Genomic DNA, 18,153 nt, shown 5'->3' with positions numbered 1-18,153 from the left:
GCGCGAGGCGCCGGTCAAGCCGAGGACGCCTCCCCGCCGGGGGCTCGACGCTGGCGCGGGCGGGGGATCAATGTAGACGAGAGGTCACGAACCACTCCGGGGAGATGTAGCCGTCGGGGCTCGAGATGGGGATCGTGCATGTCCCGTCGAGCGCGGTGTAGGACTCGATCCGCGTCTCCGTGTCGAGGTACCCGACCGCCGACGCGGTGTTGCACTCGTCGTACCCCGGCGGCGCGCCGCCACCGTCGTCGAAGCGCGCGCACTCGGCGTGGGAGAGCACCGCGTAGTGCAGGTGCGAATTGCCCGCATTGCAGGGGAAGCTGTCCTCTGCCGGGCACTCCGTCCACTTGTTCTCGCAATGGAGGTTGTGTTGTCTCGGGATGTCGTCCCAATAGGCGATCTTCCCGAGCGGCGTGTCGGTGCCGATGTCCTGTCCCACGAGGGTCATCGCCAGCTCATCCACGTCGAGGTGCCCGTAGAAGGAGCAGAACCGCTTCTCCTCGCCGTTCTCCACGAAGCGGTGCTCGACGAGCGCGATGCCCAGGTACTGCGAGCAGTTGATGCCCGCCCGGAGGAGCTTTCCAGGGGCGATCGGGAAGACGTAGGTGCCCTCCGTCCGGCCGCTCGCCTTGCCGATGTCCTCGCCGAGGTGCCGGCCCTCATTCCAGTCCGGCTTGTGGCCTATGTTCTGGATCATCTTGTGGTCGGGGAACGGGAACTGGAGGTTCCCCGTGGGCGCGATGCACGCGTCGTTCACCCTCTCGTTGATCCTGCACCCCAGCGGGCAGTAGGTCGCGTGATCGAAGCGGTAGACGCGCGTCCTCTCTCGCCTGTTCTGGCCGTCGCCTTCACGCCCCTCGCACGGCACCCAGCGCGTCGTCGCGCCGTCCTCGCGCTCGCAGTACGCCTTGCAGGTGTAGAGCATCCATGGATCGCCCGCGGCGTGCAGGCCGGGGTTGTGGCCGCAGTAGGCAGGGTCGTTCAGGAGGACGTCATCGCTGTTGTTGCACAGGATCGCGTCCGCGTCGGCGGTGATGTCGCTGCACGTGTTGCCGAAGAACTCCGCGATCGATCTGCAGAACGAGCTCTGGACCCCGTACGGATCCGGGCCGCAGATCCCGCACGCGGTGCCGCACGAGATCCCCGTGGCGTGCCAGCCGTCGGGGCGGTAGAGCTGCCGATCGCGGCACTCGAACACCTGCCCGCCGCGGCCGCAGACGCTCGCGCCCCGCCGCCGCGACGTCGGAGGGACCTCGTTCCCCTGGTAATCGACGATGGCGTCGCAGCGCGACGACGGGCTCGGCTCCGGCGCCGGATCCGGGATCCCGAACGGCTCCTGAGGGTCCACGGAGGAATCGCACACGTCGTGATGCCCCTTGGCGTCGCGCGGAAGGCACGCCTCAGAGCACTCCTGGTACGGTACGGGGCGACCCACGACGGCGCGCGTGGACTCCGCCGGCGGTGGACAGTTCGCCCAATCGTCGTAGGCGCACTGGTACAAGGTCCCGACGCGGCCGGTGACCCCGTGTTGCCCGCAGAACAGGTGGCGGCAGAAGCGGTTGCCTTCCGGCCCAACCCTCGTGTACGCCGCTTCGGCGACCGTGGGGCACGCCTCGTCGCAGCGGTCCCAGTCGCGGATCGTCCTGGCGCCGTCCTCGGGCTGCGTTCCGGTGACCTCGTGGTAGTGCATGGCCGGCAGCTCCCGCACGGGCTTGCACGCGCCGGAGCCGCCGAGCGCGGAGCATTCCCGGTAAGGCACAGGGCGGGCGCCCGGCCCGGGGCAGGCGAAGAGCTGCGTCGCCTTCCCCTTGATCTTGATCAACGGCTCGCCAAAGCTCCGCGCCAGGTCGTTGTTCCAGGGGCTGCGAAAGACCTGATCACCGCAGAAGGTCTGGCCTTGCTCGACCGACTTCCATTTCCCGTCCTTGTCCTGGAACTGCTCCGGGCAGCGGCCGAACTCCGCGCCCTCCTCCTCCGGCTTGCCCGGCTCGCAGGGGCGATTGAGGTCGAGCCAGCCCTCTTCTCCGCAGATCCATTCGCTGCGGTTGCCGTGGCCAAGGCCGCAGATCGTCTCGCCGCACGCGGTCGTGGTCACCTCGTTGTCGAAGCTGTCCTGCACGCCGCGGCAGGCGTTGCAGGTGCCCGCGCGCTGCGTGCACGAGAGCCCCAGGCTCTGCCACCCGTCCGCGGTGCACACCATCTTCACCCCGTCGCTGCCAGCGCCGGTCGGGAAACACACGCGCTGCCCGCAGGTGCGCGGGATATGCTCGCCGCCGGCGACGGGCGGCACCTCGCACGGGCACTCGCTCGTCGCGGCGTCGGTGCACGCCCCGCGGCGGCAGCCCCCCTCGCAGATCGTCCACTCGAGCGGGATCTGGCCCGCGCCCGCGCACTGGTACACGGCCGCGGGCTCGCCGTTCACGACGTCCGCGCCGCAGAAGGTCCCTGCGCCAGGACAGGAGAGATCACCGCACCTGTTCCCCGGGAAGCTGCGCCAGTTGTCGTTCGCGCCGAGGTCGACGCAGTGATAGGCGATGAGGTCGCGCCCGCACACGAAGCTGTCACACCGGGTGTCCTCGATCGGGATCGCCTGGCCGTTGTAATAGAAGCCATCGCTGCACGCGCACGCGTCGTCGTTCGCCTGCGCGCCCAGGGGCGGCGCCGCGACGGCGGGAGGGGGCGGTTCCTGGCCGCAGCCCATGCCGGCCACCACCCCGGCGGCGAGCAGCACGGCGAGCGTCCCGAGGAGGCGCAACGCCGGCACGCGCCGGAGGTGGCTCGAGACAGGGCTTCGGTGCGACGGACTGCCCTCGACGCGATCGTGCATGCGCTGCATCTCCCGGCTGCTCTTCAGCTCACTTCGCGATCTTGCGGACGTCACCCGCCCGGGTCGCCCAGTAGACGAACGCCTCGTCGACGGCGATCGCGATCGCGTCGAGCTGGCCGACGGCGAGCGTCGTCACGGCGCCGCCGGCCTTCGGGACCTTGCGGATCGAGCCGACGCGGTTGGCCCAGTAGACGGCGCCGCCGTCGCCTGGATCGACGGCTATCCCGGCGGGGTTCGGCTGATCGTCGGCGAGCACCGTGAGGCCGGCGCCGTCCTTGCCGAGCCGGAACACGAACCCGTTCGGGCTGCTCCAGAAGAGGTGTCCGGCGTCGACGGCGAGGGTGTGAGGCGTGAGGTTCGTCGTGTCCACCACCTGGCCGGACGCGATCTGGCGCCGCTCGGTGCCGTCCTTGCGGAGCTTCACGACGGTGCCGTCGGTCCGGGACCAGTAGAGGTGCTCCGCGTCGCTCGCGAGCGCGCCCCCTGGCTCGGAGAACACGCCGGTGATCTCCTGCGCGCGCTGTCCGCTCGTGAGGGCGTCGATGCGGTAGATCCCGCCCTGAGAGAGCGAGGTGAACCAGACGTCGCTGCCGTCGGTGACGACCGCCCAGGGGTCGGGGATCGCGGTGGTGAGGGGGATCGCCGCGCCGCCCGACAAGGGGTACCGGAGCACGCCGGAGGACCCGGTGACGATGGCGTCGGCCCCGAGCAGGGCGATGTCCTCGAAGCGGTCGGCGCTGCAGCCCACGACCCCGGGAGGAGCGCCGTTGGCGAGGCACGTCGCGCCGCCGGAGAGCTTGTCGACGCGGACGGCGATGCCGCCGGCGTGCTGGAAGCCGACCACGTAAAGGGCGCTGCTGTCGACGGCGAGGGCCGACGGCACCGCGAGGCCCGAGGCGAGCGACGTGGCGCCCGGGGCGCACTCCCCGGCGTCGCAGAGGCCGCCCGCGCAGTCGTTGCCGCATGCGCCGCAATTGAAAGGATCCGAGGCGAGCGCGACCTCGCAGCCGTTGAAGGCGTCGCCGTCGCAGTCGGCGTACCCCGCGTCGCACGCGACCTCGCAGGCGCCCGCGACGCAGGTGGCGGCGGCGTGGAGCGCGCTGCAGGTGTTGCCGCAGGCCCCGCAGTTGTCCGCGTCGCCCTCGACGTCGGCCTCGCAGCCGTTCGCCGGCTCGCCGTCGCAGTCGGCGTGGCCGAGGTCGCACGCGAGCGAGCACCTGCCGGCCGCGCACGAGGGCGTCGCGTGCTGGTCGCCGCAGACGTTGCCGCAGGACCCGCAGTTGTCCACGTCGCTCGACGTGTCCCCGCAGTCGTCGCCGCCGCCCCCCGCGCCGTCGCTGTCGAGGCAGAGGCCGAACGCGCGGATCGAGCCGGTGAACGCCTCGCAGCGGGCATGGACGCCGGACATCGCGGCCAGATCGCACTCGTACGCGAGCTCGGGCTCGAGCGTCGCGCAGCACGTATCGAGCAGCGCCTCGCACGGGGCCGCGCTGAACGGCTCGTCCGGGGCGAGCCTGGGACAGCGGCCCGCGTCCGCCGCGCCGCCGAGGTAGTCGAGGCACCGCGCCGCGTCGGACTCCCCCGCGAGGGCGGCGCAGCGCTCGCGCGCCCCCTCGGGGAGCGAGGGACAGCACCGCTCCGACAGATAACCGCAGCTCTCGGCCGCGGGGTCGACGTCGGCGCAAAAGCCGTTGTCCTTGGCGTCGCTCTCCAGGAACCGGTGACACAGCTGCTCATTGCCCCGGAATCCGGTCGCGTGGCACGCTTCCCTGAGCTGCGCCGGCAGCGCCGCGCAGCACGCGTCGAGCAGGCCGGCGCAGCTCGGGCCATAGGGGACCACCGGCGCGCCGCCGCCTTCGCCGGCCCGTCCGGTGCAGAGGTCGACCGCGTTGGCGCTCGCGAGGAAATCGTCGCACGCGGCGTCGTTCGCCTGGCTCGCGGCGGCGTCGCAGCCGGCGACGAGCTCTTCGGGGAGCGCGGGGCAGCACGCTGCGCCGAGGTGCTCACACCCTCGTCCAGAGCCGCTCGCCACGGGGGCACACGCGCCGAACGCGGTGCCCTCCGCGTTGCACTGCTGCGCGCCGAGCGACCCGTCGGCGAGGAAACAGGCGGACAGGGCGCCTGGCGCACAGATGGCATCGTCACCGCAATCGGCGCCGAACAAGGCGAGCGCGAGGAGGAGAGCGGGGCGGAGGCGTGAGTCGTTGCGACGCATGAGGGGCGGAGTTAACGCTAGAGCGCCCCGGAATGAGCTGTCAATTGGAGTTCCGATCCGACGCACGCCCGAAACCGACGATCGAAACCGGGCATTGGAATCGAGCGGATCTGCCGGCCGATTCCCGACTTCAATTCCCCGCTCGGCGCTCTCCGCCCCCTACCGCCGGTCGAACTGGTACCGCGCCCGCTCCGCGCCCTCGATCTCCACCACGATGCGCTTCGGGCCGAGCCGCACGACCGCGTGCGCCGCGGCGGGGCGGCCCGGCGCGTCGTCGTCGAGGTTCTCGATCAGGCTCTGGAGCGTCACGTACGGGATGCCGCGGATCACGTCGAGGTGGTTCCAGTGCAGGTGGCCGTTGAAGACGGCGAGCACGCCGTGCTCCTCGAAGATCTTCCGCATCGCGCGCCGCTCGCGCACGAGGCAGATGTGCGGGCTCCCCTCGAACCAGCGGTTGCCCCGGAGATCCTGATCGGCCGCGCTGTGGTGCATCAGCACGATCTTGGGCAGCGGGGAGGCCGCGAGGTCCTCGCCGAGCCAGGCGAGCTGCTCTGGCCCGAGCGAGATGTCGTGATCCTTGCGCTCGCGCGTGTGGAGGACCGTGAAATGGAAGCCGCCGCGATCGAACGAGTAGTGGAGCCGCGTCGCCTCGGGCCTGCCCCAGGCGGACAGCAGCTCGGCCTCGCTCAGGTGGACCACGTCGTGGTTGCCGGCGACGTGGAAGAGCTCGGCCTTCAGGCCGCGGAGCGCGGCCATGCAGGCGCCGTAGCGCTCCCGGTCGGCCTCGGGCCCCTCGTCCTCGATGTCGTCGCCCAGGTTCACGACGAGATCGGGCCGCGTGACCTCGTTCATCCGCTTCACGAAGGCGCGGGTCAGCTCGGGCGCCTCGCCCGTGAGCTTGCGCAGCTTGCCCCCGAACGATGCTTCCGGGCCGAAGTGCAGGTCCGAGACGAGGGCGACGACGAGCTCCATGCGCGCCTCGCCGCTCAGCCCGACTTGGCGCCGGGCTCCGGCTCCGCCTTGGAGCCGCCCAGGCACGGGGGAGATCGGAAGTCCGCGCCCCCCTGCCGCTCCCACTCGTCCGGCGTCATCGCGCGGATCGTCAACGCGTGCAGCCCGGAGCGGAACTCCTCGCGCACCACGTCGTTGACCCGGCGATGGCGATCGAGCGGGCCCAGGCCCCGGAATGCCTCGCTCACCACGAGCACCTTGAAGTGGGTCTCCGAGCCCACCGGCACGCTGTGCATGCGGCTCTCGTTCTCCACCTCGATGTGCACGGGATCGAGCGCGCGAACGAGCTTGCCGTGGATCGACTCCTGCTTCGTCCCTGTCGTCATGGTCGCGCGCAGCTTACCCTCCGCCGCGCCGCCGGTCACCCGCCCGGGCGTCACTTCGCCTGGGGATCGGCGCGCGGCAGACCTCGCTCATCGAACAGGAGAGCGATGTCGACGTGGAACTGCGCTCTTCGAGAGGACGGCGGCGCTTGATGGGAGCTGGGCGGCGCGCGGTGGGAGCTCGGCGGCGCGCGATGGGAGCTCGGCGGCGACGCGGAATGACCGCCGTGCGCCTCGCCGTCCTGCGAGCCCATCGCGGGCACCTCCCGCTGCGGGGGTGCCGCGCCTGGCTGCAGGCCGATGTTCTCCTCCCACGGCCGCGCGTCGCGCTGCTCCCACGGCCGCGCGTCGCGTTGCGCGGCAGGCGACGGAGGCACCTGCCGCGGAAGCGCATGCGCCGCCGGCGTATCCCGACGCGGAACCACCCCGGCCTGCTGCCGCGCGCTTGGAACGGCCCGTTGCGACAGCGGCGCCGACGCCTCTCGCCGTGCAGACGTCGCGGCCGGCGCATCCCGACGCGCGTACGCCCCGGCCTGCTGCGAGCCAGCCACCGGCGTATCCCGCCGCACGTAGGCCTCGGCCGGATGTGAGCCGGCCAGCGGCGTATCCCGCCGCACGTACGCTCCAGCCGCCGGCGATGCCTGCACCGGCCTGGACGCGTCCCGGCGCGCAACCGCCGGGCCGGCCGCCGGCGGCGGCGGGAGCGGCGTCGGAGCGGGCAGCTCATGGCGCGCCCGCGACGAGGGCGGCCCCACCATGACCCCCAGGCGCTCCGAGCGCGGCACCGGCGCCTCGCGCGGGCGGTGCGCCGCCTCCCCCGGCGCCTCCGCGCGTGAGCGCTCCGGCCGCTGCGCAGCCACGGCAGCCGCCACGCGCTCGCGGTACGCGAGCTCCTGCGCGCCCGCGCTGCGCGGCCCCGAGCGCGGCAGCGGCGTCGCCTCGGGGTCGCGCCGCGACGCCGGGTCCGCCTTCATCACCCCGATGGTCAAGCGCTCCGACCGCGGCACCGACGCGCTCTCGTCCGCCGGCATCATCGAGTAGCGGCCGGGCGTCGCCTGCCGCGAGCGCTGCTTGCGGCTCTCGCGCGCCGCCGTGGCCAGCAGCGCCCCGAGCTCGTCGTCCACCATCGCCTCGTCGACCCGCACGAGCGTGCTGACCACGTCGCGCGCGATCTCCTCGAACGCCTCGGGAGCGAGCGCGTAAGTCGACGACGTGACCACGATGACCACCGGCCGACGCTCTTCCGCGAGCGCGGCGGCCATCGATACCGGGCACGCCTTGACGATGATCCCCACATCCATCGCCGCCGTCTGGCAGCGCTGGAGCAACGCCTGATCGCCGCCGATGAGAAGGGCCGTCGGGATCTGGGCGCGAAGCGTGGCGTCAGAGATTCGCGGCATCGGTCCCAGGATCCTAACCCCGCTACTGCACGCAGAGGTCAGGAAAATCCTGTCATCGGACATTCCACGTCATGTCTGGACAACGAGCTCAGCCGATGTGGGGTACTGCGCGCCGCCGGATCACCTCACGGATGCGTAGGTGCCGTGGGCAGCTCGGTGAGATGGCAGGCGGCCCAGTGCCCAGGGCGACGCTCCTCCAGCGGAGGGGCCTCGGCGCTGCACCGGTCCATCGTATAGGGACAGCGTGTGTGAAAATGGCACCCTGACGGCGGATTGAGCGGACTCGGCACCTCGCCGACGAGGGGCAGCCGGCGGCGCGTGCGCTCCACGTCGGGATCCGGGATCGGGATCGCCGAAAGCAGGGCCTGCGTGTACGGATGTTGCGGTGAACGGAAGAGCTCGTCCGGGCGAGCGCGCTCCACGATCCGGCCGAGGTACATCACCGCGATCTCGCTTGACAGGTGGCGGACCACGGCGAGGTCGTGCGCGACGAACACGTACGTGAGCGAGAGCTCGCGCTGGAGCGACGCGAGCAGGTTCACGATCTGGGCCTGGATGCTCACGTCGAGCGCGCTGACCGGCTCGTCCGCGATCACGAGCTTCGGCTTCAGGGCGAGCGCGCGGGCGATGCCGATCCTCTGCCGCTGGCCGCCGGAGAACTCGTGCGGATAGCGCCGCATGTACGAGGGCGAGAGCCCGACGAGCTCCATGAGGCGCGCCACCTCGCGCAGCGCCTCGTCGCGCGACGAGACGAGGCCGTGGGTGGAGAGCGGCTCCGCGATGAGGTCGTGGACCGTCATGCGCGGGTTCAGGCTCGCGTACGGGTCCTGGAAGATCATCTGCATCTCGCGGCGCGCCTTCCGCAGCGCGCCCGGATCGAGCGTCAGGATCTCCTGACCGTCGATCTTCACGCTCCCCGACGTGGGCGGGACGAGGCGGAGGATGCCCCGGCCCGTCGTCGACTTGCCGCAGCCGGACTCGCCGACGAGGCCCAGCGTCGCGCCGCGCTCGACGTCGAACGAGACGCCGTCGACCGCGCGCACCGTGCCGACCTGCCGCTGGAGCAGGCCGCGGCGCACCGGGAAGTGGACCTTGAGATCGCGCACCGAGAGCAGCGGCGGGGGGGTTCGGGCGGTGGTCATGGCGCTCGTCCTGCGACGTCCTCGACGTGGCACCGCACGACGTGCAGCGCCTTCCTGTTGCCCTCGCCCGAGACGACGCGCGGCGGCGGCGCCTCCTCCCGGCACGCCGCGATCGCGTGCGCGCAGCGCGGGTGGAACGGGCAGCCCGGCGGCAGGCGCGCGAGCGAGGGCGGCATCCCGGGGATGGGGACGAGATCCGCCCCGCGCGCGTCGTCGAGCCGCGGGATCGAGCGCGACAGGCCGATGGTGTACGGGTGCCGGGCCGCGTGGAAGATGGCGCCGACGGGGCCCTCCTCGACGATGCGCCCGGCGTACATGACAGCGACGCGATCGGCCATCTTCGCCACGACGCCGAGGTCGTGCGTGATGAGGAGGACGGCCGCGCCGAGCGCCTCCTTCCGCTCCCCGATCAGGTCCAGGATCTGCGCCTGGATCGTGACGTCGAGCGCCGTCGTCGGCTCGTCGGCGATCAGCAGATCGGGGTCGCACAGGAGCGCCATCGCGATCATCACGCGCTGCCGCATCCCGCCCGAGAGCTGGTGCGGGTAGTCGTCGATCCGCGACCCCGCCGCGGGGATCCCGACCGCCTGCAGCATCTCGACGCTGCGTCGGCGCGCCTCGGCGCGGCCCATGCCGCGGTGGAGCTCCAGCACCTCGATGAGCTGCTCGCTCACCCGGAGATAGGGGTTCAGCGACGTCATCGGGTCCTGGAAGATCATCGCGATCCGGTCGCCGCGGACGCGCTCCATCCGCGCCTCGCTCGCCTCCACGAGGTCCTCGACGACGCCGCCCTCGGACTCGAGCAGGATCTGACCGCCGACGATCCTGCCCGGCGGGTCCGGGATGAGCCGCAGGAGGGAGAGGCTCGTCACGCTCTTGCCCGAGCCGGACTCGCCGACGATGCCGAGGACCTCGCCGCGATCGAGGCTGAAGGAGATGCCATCGACCGCGCGGACCACCCCCTCCTCGGTGAAGAAGTGGGTCTTCAGGTTCTTGACCTCGAGCAGCATGGTCCGTGCGGTCGCGCGCGTGTCCCGGAGAGGGAGCGCGGCGCCCTTCAGTCCTTTCGGATGCGAGGATCCAGGGCGTCGCGGAGCCCGTCGCCGAGGAAGTTGAAGCAGATCAGCGTGAGCGCGAGCATCAGCGCCGGGAAGACGAGCTGCCAGGGGAAGAGGTCCATCGCGTCGGCGCCGGTGGACGCGAGCAGGCCCCAGCTCGACAGCGGCTCCTGCGTGCCGAGGCCGAGGAAGCTCAGGAACGCCTCGGTCATCATCACCTCGGGGATGGTGAGCGTCGTGTAGACGATGATCGGGCCGACAGCGTTCGGCACGAGGTGCCGGAAGATCAGCGCGGCGTGCCCGACGCCGATCGAGCGCGCCGACTCGATGAACGGCTGGCCGCGCAGCGCGATGACCTGGCCGCGGACGATGCGGGCCATGGTGAGCCAGGAGATGCCGCCGAGGGCCGCGAAGACGACGACGATCTGGAAGATGGGGAAGTAGCTCGGATCCGACGGCTCCTTGACGAAGAGGCCGAGGGCAACCTTCCAGGCGCGGTAGAGGACCGTCTGGTCGTTCGCGAAGAAGACCATCAGCAGGATGACGAGGATGAGGAACGGGAACGTGTAGAGCACGTCCACGATGCGCATCATGATCGCGTCGACCTTGCCGCCGAAGTAGCCTGCGATCCCGCCCCAGCTCACGCCGATGACGAAGCTCACGAGCGTCGCCACGATGCCGACGGCGAACGAGATGCGCCCGCCGAAGAAGACGCGGGCCATCAGATCGCGGCCGAAGTAGTCGGTGCCCATCCAGTGGGCGAGCGACGGGGGCTGCGCGCCGAGCTTGAGATCCGCCTTGTCGTACCGGTAGCTCGACAGCTCGGGCACGAGGATGCAGGCGAGGATCATCGCGATGAGCACGACGCCGCAGGCGACCGCGGCGCGGTTCTTCCGGAGCCGCCGCCATGCGTCGCGGCCGAGGCTCGATCCCTGCTCCAGCGCGTCGAGCCGCAGCGGGCCGGCCGGGCTCGGCGCCGCGCCGCCCGCGCCGCCCGTGTTGACAGGCGCGGCGGGCGGATCGCCGGGGGCGGCGGGCTGCGGGAGGGCGGCGTGGAGCATGGTCAGCGCAGCTCCACCCGCGGGTCGATGAAGGCGTACGCCACGTCGACGATCGCGTTGAAGAGCATGAGCAGGAAGCCGTAGACGAGCATGACCCCCATCACGAGGTTGTAGTCGCGGTTCGTGGCCGCCTCGACGAAGTAACGGCCCATGCCGGGGATGTTGAAGATCTTCTCGACGACGAGGGAGCCGACCAGAAGGCCGCTGAAGCCGGGGCCGAGGAAGCTCACGACCGGGAGCAGCCCGCCCCGGAGCGCGTGCTTCAGGACGACCTTGCGCTCGGAGAGCCCCTTGGCGCGGGCGGTGCGGATGAAATCCGAGCGGATCACCTCGAGCATCCCGCCGCGCGTCAGCCGGGCGATGTAGGCCGCGACCGGGAGCCCGGCGCAGATGACCGGCAGCACCATGTGCCGCCACGTCTCCCAGCGCGCCACCGGGAACCAGTAGAGCTTGAGCGAGAAGACGAGCATGAGCAGCGGGGCGAGCACGTACCGCGGCACGCTGAGGCCGACCATGGCGACCCCCATGGCCGCCGTGTCCTTCCAGGTGTTCTGGCGGATGGCGCCGATGATGCCGAGCGGGATGCCCGTCGCGAGGGCGAAGAGCATCGCCCAGCACCCGAGCTGCATCGACACGGGCAGGCTGAGCGCGATGATCTCGTTGACGGTGCGGTTCGGGTACTTGAACGTCGGGCCCAGGTCGCCTCGGGTGACGAGCGCAAGGAGCCAGTCGCCATACTGCTTCAGCACCGGATCGTTCAGGTGGTACTTGGCGTCGAGCTGCCGCTGGACCTCGACGGGCACGGCCCGCTCCTGGTCGAACGGGCCGCCCGGCACGATGCGCACAAGGACGAACACCAGGGTGGCGACGAGGAAGAGCGTGGGAATGATGGAGAGCAGCCGCTTGATGGCGTAGGAGCTCACGGCGCGCCGCCTCCCGGCCGTCGGGCCGCGCCGTTCGCCCCGTCATCCCGCCGCCTTCCGTGGATCCCGAGCGATGTCACGAGGTGCCTCCGTGCTGCCTTCCTTCAGCGCAGCGACCGCCGCCAGCGCGCGCCGCGACCTCCCGCATATCACGGAACCGCCGGTCGACCGCGGCGTTTCGCGCGGCACGTCGCGCCGCGGCCGAGGCGGCCTGCGCGCTGTGTCCCGCGTTCATGCGCGCCTGTTCACGGCTAGCCCTTGAGCTTGCCCTGGTCGCGGAGCTTCACGAGCTCCGCGTAGCCGCCTTCGAGGACCCCGCCGACGAACACCATGGGGAACGTCGGAAAGCCCGACCAGAGCTTGATGGCGAGCCGCTCCTTCCACCTGGAGAGGTAACTCCCGTACTCCAGGTAGGTGTATTTCACGCCCTCTCCGTCGAGCACCTGGCGCGCCTTCTTCACGAAGGGATTCTGGGCCATCCCGACGACCACCACCCGGTCGCGGCTCACCGCCGCCGCGACCTCGTCGACGATGGACCGATGAAATCCGGCGAGCTGCGACTTTACCGTGTCCGAGATCTTCTCGGGAGCAAGCGTGGGACGTTCAGCCATGGAATGAGCACCTCCGGGCCGGGAGCCTACCGGCCCGAAGACGACACGGTCAACGGCCGGATTGGCCGGAGACCGCTCGCGTACAGCGCACGTCTGCACCCCTGAGAGGACAAGAGAGGCACGGAGCTCCTGCAGCGGGGCCGAACTCCCCAGCTCCTCCGCGCCTCGAATCGCGCCCCCGCGCGACGATTCCGTCCGTTACGGGATGAGCAGCACCTTCCCCGTCGTCGCCCGTCCGGCGAGCGCGCGGTGCGCCTCCGCCGCCTCGGCGAGCGGGTACGTGGCGCCGATCGAGATCGTGAGCTCGCCGCGCGCGATCGCGCCGAGCACGTCGGTGGAGCGCTCGAGCAGCTCCTCGCGCGTCGCTGTGTAGTGGCCGAGGCTCGGCCGCGTGAGGTAGAGCGACCCCTTCTGGTTCAGGATCTGCGGGTCGAACGACGGCACCGGGCCGCTCGACTGGCCGAAGAGCACCATCGTGCCGCGCAGGCGGAGCGCGCCCAGGCCCTTCGCGAACGTGTCGCTCCCCACGCCGTCGTAGACGACGTGGACGCCCGCGCCGCCCGTGAGCCGGCGCGCCTCGGCCTCGAAGTCGGCCTTCGTGTACAGGATCACCTCGTCGGCGCCGGCGTCTCGCGCGAGGCGCGCCTTTTCCTCGGTCGAGACGGTGCCGATCACGCGCGCGCCGAGGCGCTTCGCCATCTGGCACAGGAGCAGGCCGACCCCGCCCGCGGCCGCGTGGATGAGGCACGTGTGGCCGGGGCCGAGCGGGAACGTGGAGCGCACGAGGTACTGCGCCGTGATGCCCTGGAGCATCGCGGCCGCGGCGCGCCTCGCGCCGACGCCCGCGGGCACGGGGACGAGCTTCGCGGCCGGGATCCGGACGTGCGTCGCGTACGAGCCGGGGCCGCCGGTCCACGCGACCTCGTCCCCTTCCCTCACCTCGGTGACGGACGGCCCCACCGCCTCGACGCGCCCCGCGCCCTCGAGGCCGAGCGGGATGGGCGGATCGAGCCTGTACTGGCCGCTCCGCTGGTAGATGTCGATGAAGTTCACGCCGGCGGCCTCGACGCGGACCACGGCTTCCCCCGGGCCCGGCGTGGGCGTGGGGAGCTCCTCCAGCGTCATCACCTCGGGGCCGCCTGCGGCTTTCGGTCGGATCGCGAGCATGCAGCCCATGTTGTCGAGCCGCGCTGGGCCGTCAAGCGACCGGCGCGATCCTCGACGCGCATCGAAGCCGACGCGCATCGAACCCATTGCTGTCCCGCGCGCGCCGTGGATGATGCCTCCATGGCTCTCCATCCTTCCGAGTCGCTCCCCGCGAGCAACGCCTCTCCCGCCTCGCCCTCCTCCGCGCCCCCGCCCGTGACCGCCGCCTCGGCCGGCGCGGGCCGAGCAAGCGCGACGGCCGCGCCGTTTCCCGCGGACTTCCTGTGGGGCACGGCCACCGCGGCCTACCAGATCGAGGGCGCCGCCAGCGAGGATGGCCGGACGCCCTCCGTGTGGGACGTCTTCTCGAAGACCCCCGGGAAGGTCTTCGAAGGGCACACAGGAGACGTCGCCTGCGACCACTACCACCGTTACAAGGAAGATGTCGGGCTGCTCGCCGAGCTCGGGGTCAAGAGCTACCGCTTCAGCGTCTCGTGGAATCGGGTCCTCCCGGACGGCACGGGCAAGGTCAACCCGAAGGGGCTCGACTTCTACGATCGCCTGGTCGACGAGCTCCTCCGCGCCGGCATCGTGCCCATGTGCACGCTCTTCCACTGGGACTTCCCCCAGGCGCTCCAGGATCGCGGCGGGTTCCTCCAGCGCGACGTCGCCGACTGGTTCGCGGACTACACGACCGTCGTCGCCCGGCGGCTCGGCGATCGCGTGCCCTGGTGGGTGACGCAGAACGAGCCGCAGGCGTTCATCGGCAACGCGCTCCTCAACGGGGTCTTCGCCCCCGGGCTCAAGCTCCCCTACCGGGAGTACCTGACCGCCGCCCACAACCAGATGCGGGCGCACGGCAAGCAGGTGGACGCCCTCCGCGCCGCGGCCACGGCGGCGAAGATCGGCTACGTGCTCGCCACCCAGGTGCAGCGCCCGGCGACCGAGGACCCGGCGGACATCGAGGCGGCGCGCGAGGCGATCTTCTCGGTCTATGACAAGAACCCCTGGAACAACGCCTGGTGGATCTGTCCGGTGCTCGAGGGGCGGTATCCGGAGAGCGGCCTCCAGCTCTTCGGCGACGACATGCCCGAGTTCCCCGCCAGCGACTTCGACCAGATCAAGCGGCCGATCGACTACCTCGGGCTCAACATGTACTCTGCGGGCACGTGGCGGCAGGGCAAGGACGGCAGGCCGGAGCGCGTCGTCTCCCCGCCGGGCTACCCGCGCGGGACGCTCGACTGGCTGCAGATCGTCCCCAGCACGCTCTACTGGGGATCGAGGTACTTCTGGGAGCGGTACAAGCTGCCCATCGGGATCACCGAGCACGGCCTGGCGACGCGGGACCAGGTCTTCCTCGACGGCAAGGTGCACGACCCGAAGCGCATCGACGTCATGCACCGGTACCTGCTCGGCCTGGCGCGGGCTGTCCAGGAGGGCGTCCCGGTCGTCGGGTACTGGGCCTGGTCGCTCCTCGACAACTTCGAGTGGGCCGAGGGCTACAAGGATCGCTTCGGGCTGGTCTACGTCGACTACGCGACGCAGCGACGGATCCCGAAGGACTCGTTCTCGTGGTACCGAGAGGTCATCGCGAGCGGCGGGCGCTCGCTCCTCGGGCCGACGGCCGTCGCGTGGGACAACGTGACCGGCTGATCCCGGCGGCCCGCGGCCCGGTCCCACCCCGGGCCGCGAGCGTGACGAGCCGCCGCGCTGCGCCGCGGCTCGTCACGCTCGCGGCCCGAGCGCGTCAATCGCGCGCACCGGCGTCGAGTTCCGGCTTTCCCGAACGCCTCATCCGTGCTCCGCCTTGAACGATGATATCGTCGCCGCGAGGGAGGCAGCGATGAACGGAAGAGCGTCTTGCTTGAGGCATCTTTCGCTGGCGGCTGTGCTGGCCACGCTCGGATGCAGCGTCAGCGTCAGCGTGGACGACGGGGAAGCGACGTCTGGGAGCGGCCCGGGGGCAGGAGAAGGCGGTGCTGGTAGCAGTAGCAGCAGCGACACCAGCAGCAGCAACACCAGCAACAGCAACACCAGCAGCAGCGGCACCGGCGGCAGCGCTCCCGTGTGTGATGCGGGGTGCCTCGCGCTCGATGTCGCCCGCCAGTTCGACAACGTCGAACCCTACGCCCTCGCCGTCGACGCCGACGGGAACATCCTTGTGACGGGAGGCTTCGATGGCACCGTCGACTTCGGGGGCGGTCCTCTGGTGGGCACGGGCAACATCGACGCGTTCGTCCTCAAGCTCGATCCGCTCGGCAACCACCTCTGGAGCCGGCGGTTCGGCGATCTCTCCTCCGTGATCGAGACCCAGGTCGGGCTGGCCATCGCGGCCGACGCGTCGGGGAATATCGCGGTCGGGGGCCGATTCGGTGGAACGACGGATCTCGGCGGCGGCCCCGTGACGAACGAGGGGAACTCGAGCGGCTTCGTCGTCGTGCTCGACGCTTCGGGACAGCACGTCTGGAGCAAGCACTTCGGAGCGGTGTCCGTGGCGGTCCGCAGCGTCGGCTTCCATCCAGGGGGCGGCGTCGTCGTCGCCGGTGACTACGGGCGAACCATGGATCTCGGCGGCGGGCCCTTGCCCGACGCGACAGTAACGATGGACGCCTTCGTCGCCAGGCTCGATGCGTCGGGCGGCCATCTCTGGAGCAGGGGCTTCGGCGGGCCGGGAGGCGCGAGCGCCGAGACCCTCACCCTGGATGCGGCGGGGAATATCACCCTCGGGGGGAGCTTCCATGACGTCATCGACTTCGGCGGCGGCCCGCTCCACGTCGCAGGGCCCTCGGGGGAGAACGGTCCGGCCGACATCTTCGTCGCCTCGCTCGATCCAGACGGCGAGCACCGATGGAGCCAGAGGCTCGGCGGCGTCGATGGTGACGATCACCTCGCAACGGTCCTGGACGGGGCAGGCGGCGTTGTCACGCTCGGCTCCTTCTTCACGACGTTCTCGGTCGGCGACACCACCCTGACGGGCGACGGGAACAGCGTGTCCGTGAGCAGGCTCTCCGCCGGCGGCTCCGCGATGTTCGCCAGGAGCTCCGCGAGAGCGCAAGCGCTCGCCACCGACGCCGCCGGCAACACTTGGCTCGCCGGCACCTACCTCGATGGCATGGACCTCGGTTGCGGTCCGCTCACCACGCAGCTCGTGGGCATGTTCGTCGCCGGTCTCGACCCGAGCGGCGATGACTTCTGCAACGTCGCGTTCGAGCCGTCCGAGTACGGAGGGCTGACCCATATCGCCCTCGGCCCCAACGGAGCGCTGGTCGCCGTCGGGAAGCTCAAGGGCACGATCGATTTTGGCGCCGGACCGATCTCGAGCCCCGGTGAGAAGGAATCGATGATCGTCGTGAAGCTCACCCGGTGACCGCGCCGGGCTCGGCGCCGGCCATGGGGGCCCTTCCCCATGGACAGGTGCGCGGCCCGTCAGGCGTCGCGTCGAGAAGGAATGCAGCGCGATCCGACAGGACGGGCCGCGCTGCGTTCCTCGGTCAGCGGGGTTTGCGGCCGATCGCGATGTTCGCCGTCACCGGGACACGCACGGCCCCGCCAGGTTCGGCGAAGGACGCGATGGCGGCCCGCAGCGGTCCGCGTAGCCGAGCGCGCCCGTCGCCGTCCAGCGCGACGTAGAGGTGCATGAAGCGCAGGATCTCGTCCAGATCCGCCATGACGTGGTCCACCGAAGCTCCGCCCCACGCGCCGTCGACCGCGTGCACGGCGACCTCGCCGCACCCGGCCCCGAGCATCTCGGCCTTCAGGCCCTCCAGCGAGCACAGCACCGTCATGCCCTGGGGCGGCGGCTGGATCGGCGCCTCCGGGAAGGTGCGGCGATAGGCCTGCAGGAAGAGCGGCGCCGGGCCTGCCCCCTCCGGGCTCGACCAGGCCGCCACGACGACACGGCCCCCGGGCCGGGTCGCGCGGACGAGCTCGGCCATGCCGCGGCGCCAGTCGGGAAACATCATGACGCCGAACACGGAGCAGCTCACGTCGAAGGCCGCGTCCTCGACCTCCAGCGCCTGCCCGTCCATCACCCGCGCCTCGCTCCCTGCGAAGGGCCGCAGTCGCTCGCCCAGGCGCGCCGCCATGCCGCGCGAGATGTCTGTTGCCAGCACGCGCGCGCCCGCCTCGGCCGCGGCCAAGGTCAGGGCGCCCGTCCCTGCGGCGACGTCGAGCACGCGCTCGCCGTGCCCGATCCCGCCCGCCAGCGACAGCGCCGCGCGCGCGAAGCCCGCCGTCAACGGCTCGGCCCAGCGCTCGTAGCTTGCCGCCATGGCGGTCCAGTGGGCTTCGTCGCTGAAGTTGAGTGGCTCAACGCGGTTGGTCATCGGCCATTCCTCTTGTCATCGTTCATGGGAGAGGAGCCTGTCACCGCCCGAGGAGCGCGTCACTGGCGGCGCTTTCGGTGGATCTGGCCTCCTTTTCGCTCGCCGCACCTC

The 18,153-nt window shown here is 71.2% G+C and carries 14 protein-coding genes; 2 read left to right on the top strand and 12 right to left on the bottom strand.

All coding sequences use genetic code 11. The features are described 5' to 3' along the window. Window positions 1-67 precede the first annotated feature (67 nt). From WMF45_RS19710 to WMF45_RS19660, 11 genes are all read right to left on the bottom strand, one after another. The gene (locus tag WMF45_RS19710; protein ID WP_437718421.1) at window positions 68-2,836 is read right to left on the bottom strand and encodes a hypothetical protein; all 2,769 of its coding nucleotides are present in this window, start codon (window positions 2,834-2,836) and stop codon (window positions 68-70) included. Window positions 2,837-2,855: 19 nt separating this feature from the next. Further along, window positions 2,856-5,042 (bottom strand): hypothetical protein, encoded by a 2,187-nt coding sequence (locus WMF45_RS19705; protein WP_437718420.1) that lies wholly within the window; start codon window positions 5,040-5,042, stop codon window positions 2,856-2,858. A gap of 159 nt (window positions 5,043-5,201) precedes the next feature. Next, the gene (locus tag WMF45_RS19700; protein ID WP_437553683.1) at window positions 5,202-6,014 is read right to left on the bottom strand and encodes a metallophosphoesterase family protein; all 813 of its coding nucleotides are present in this window, start codon (window positions 6,012-6,014) and stop codon (window positions 5,202-5,204) included. 14 nt (window positions 6,015-6,028) lie between these two features. Continuing rightward, window positions 6,029-6,379, bottom strand: a complete 351-nt coding sequence (locus tag WMF45_RS19695) for a BolA family protein (RefSeq protein ID WP_437718419.1) — start codon at window positions 6,377-6,379, stop codon at window positions 6,029-6,031. Between the two features lie 50 nt (window positions 6,380-6,429). Further along, on the bottom strand, window positions 6,430-7,776 hold the full coding sequence (locus WMF45_RS19690) for a hypothetical protein (RefSeq protein ID WP_437718418.1): 1,347 nt from the start codon (window positions 7,774-7,776) through the stop codon (window positions 6,430-6,432). A gap of 125 nt (window positions 7,777-7,901) precedes the next feature. After that, a complete protein-coding gene (locus WMF45_RS19685; protein ID WP_437718417.1) occupies window positions 7,902-8,918 on the bottom strand; it encodes an ABC transporter ATP-binding protein in 1,017 nt (338 codons plus the stop codon). Then, window positions 8,915-9,928, bottom strand: coding sequence for an ABC transporter ATP-binding protein (locus WMF45_RS19680; RefSeq protein WP_437718416.1), 1,014 nt, complete (start codon window positions 9,926-9,928; stop codon window positions 8,915-8,917). Before WMF45_RS19680 ends, WMF45_RS19685 begins: the two co-directional genes overlap by 4 nt. A 47-nt stretch (window positions 9,929-9,975) precedes the next feature. Next, on the bottom strand, window positions 9,976-11,037 hold the full coding sequence (locus WMF45_RS19675) for an ABC transporter permease (RefSeq protein ID WP_437718415.1): 1,062 nt from the start codon (window positions 11,035-11,037) through the stop codon (window positions 9,976-9,978). Between the two features lie 2 nt (window positions 11,038-11,039). Beyond that, window positions 11,040-11,960: an ABC transporter permease gene (locus WMF45_RS19670; RefSeq protein ID WP_012236088.1), complete on the bottom strand. Its 921-nt coding sequence runs from the start codon at window positions 11,958-11,960 to the stop codon at window positions 11,040-11,042. Window positions 11,961-12,211: 251 nt separating this feature from the next. Further along, window positions 12,212-12,571, bottom strand: a complete 360-nt coding sequence (locus tag WMF45_RS19665) for a glutaredoxin (protein WP_437718414.1) — start codon at window positions 12,569-12,571, stop codon at window positions 12,212-12,214. A 198-nt stretch (window positions 12,572-12,769) separates the two neighbouring features. Continuing rightward, window positions 12,770-13,738: a quinone oxidoreductase family protein gene (locus WMF45_RS19660; protein ID WP_437718413.1), complete on the bottom strand. Its 969-nt coding sequence runs from the start codon at window positions 13,736-13,738 to the stop codon at window positions 12,770-12,772. A gap of 120 nt (window positions 13,739-13,858) precedes the next feature. On the opposite strand from WMF45_RS19660, the gene WMF45_RS19655 reads away from it, so the two are divergent. Beyond that, window positions 13,859-15,370, top strand: coding sequence for a GH1 family beta-glucosidase (locus WMF45_RS19655; RefSeq protein WP_437718412.1), 1,512 nt, complete (start codon window positions 13,859-13,861; stop codon window positions 15,368-15,370). Window positions 15,371-15,581: 211 nt separating this feature from the next. Continuing rightward, window positions 15,582-17,084, top strand: a complete 1,503-nt coding sequence (locus WMF45_RS19650) for a hypothetical protein (protein WP_437718411.1) — start codon at window positions 15,582-15,584, stop codon at window positions 17,082-17,084. Window positions 17,085-17,208: 124 nt separating this feature from the next. On the opposite strand, the gene WMF45_RS19645 is transcribed toward WMF45_RS19650, so the two are convergent. After that, window positions 17,209-18,042 (bottom strand): class I SAM-dependent methyltransferase, encoded by an 834-nt coding sequence (locus tag WMF45_RS19645; RefSeq protein WP_437718410.1) that lies wholly within the window; start codon window positions 18,040-18,042, stop codon window positions 17,209-17,211. Window positions 18,043-18,153 lie beyond the last annotated feature (111 nt).

The organism is Sorangium sp. So ce448 (assembly GCF_051520915.1).
Taxonomy (GTDB): Bacteria; Myxococcota_A; Polyangia; order Polyangiales; family Polyangiaceae; genus Sorangium; species Sorangium cellulosum_B.
Note: the sequence above shows the minus strand (reverse complement) of the source record. Positions and strands in the feature narration are given on the sequence as shown.

Excerpts from the sequence above, each read along its gene's own strand:
- WMF45_RS19710 (WP_437718421.1), bottom strand. The coding sequence starts at position 2,836 with ATGCAGCGCATGCACGATCGCGTCGAGGGCAGTCCGTCGCACCGAAGC.
- WMF45_RS19705 (WP_437718420.1), bottom strand. The coding sequence starts at position 5,042 with ATGCGTCGCAACGACTCACGCCTCCGCCCCGCTCTCCTCCTCGCGCTC.
- WMF45_RS19700 (WP_437553683.1), bottom strand. The coding sequence starts at position 6,014 with ATGGAGCTCGTCGTCGCCCTCGTCTCGGACCTGCACTTCGGCCCGGAA.
- WMF45_RS19695 (WP_437718419.1), bottom strand. The coding sequence starts at position 6,379 with ATGACGACAGGGACGAAGCAGGAGTCGATCCACGGCAAGCTCGTTCGC.
- WMF45_RS19690 (WP_437718418.1), bottom strand. The coding sequence starts at position 7,776 with ATGCCGCGAATCTCTGACGCCACGCTTCGCGCCCAGATCCCGACGGCC.
- WMF45_RS19685 (WP_437718417.1), bottom strand. The coding sequence starts at position 8,918 with ATGACCACCGCCCGAACCCCCCCGCCGCTGCTCTCGGTGCGCGATCTC.
- WMF45_RS19680 (WP_437718416.1), bottom strand. The coding sequence starts at position 9,928 with ATGCTGCTCGAGGTCAAGAACCTGAAGACCCACTTCTTCACCGAGGAG.
- WMF45_RS19675 (WP_437718415.1), bottom strand. The coding sequence starts at position 11,037 with ATGCTCCACGCCGCCCTCCCGCAGCCCGCCGCCCCCGGCGATCCGCCC.
- WMF45_RS19665 (WP_437718414.1), bottom strand. The coding sequence starts at position 12,571 with ATGGCTGAACGTCCCACGCTTGCTCCCGAGAAGATCTCGGACACGGTA.
- WMF45_RS19660 (WP_437718413.1), bottom strand. The coding sequence starts at position 13,738 with ATGCTCGCGATCCGACCGAAAGCCGCAGGCGGCCCCGAGGTGATGACG.
- WMF45_RS19655 (WP_437718412.1), top strand. The coding sequence starts at position 13,859 with ATGGCTCTCCATCCTTCCGAGTCGCTCCCCGCGAGCAACGCCTCTCCC.
- WMF45_RS19645 (WP_437718410.1), bottom strand. The coding sequence starts at position 18,042 with ATGACCAACCGCGTTGAGCCACTCAACTTCAGCGACGAAGCCCACTGG.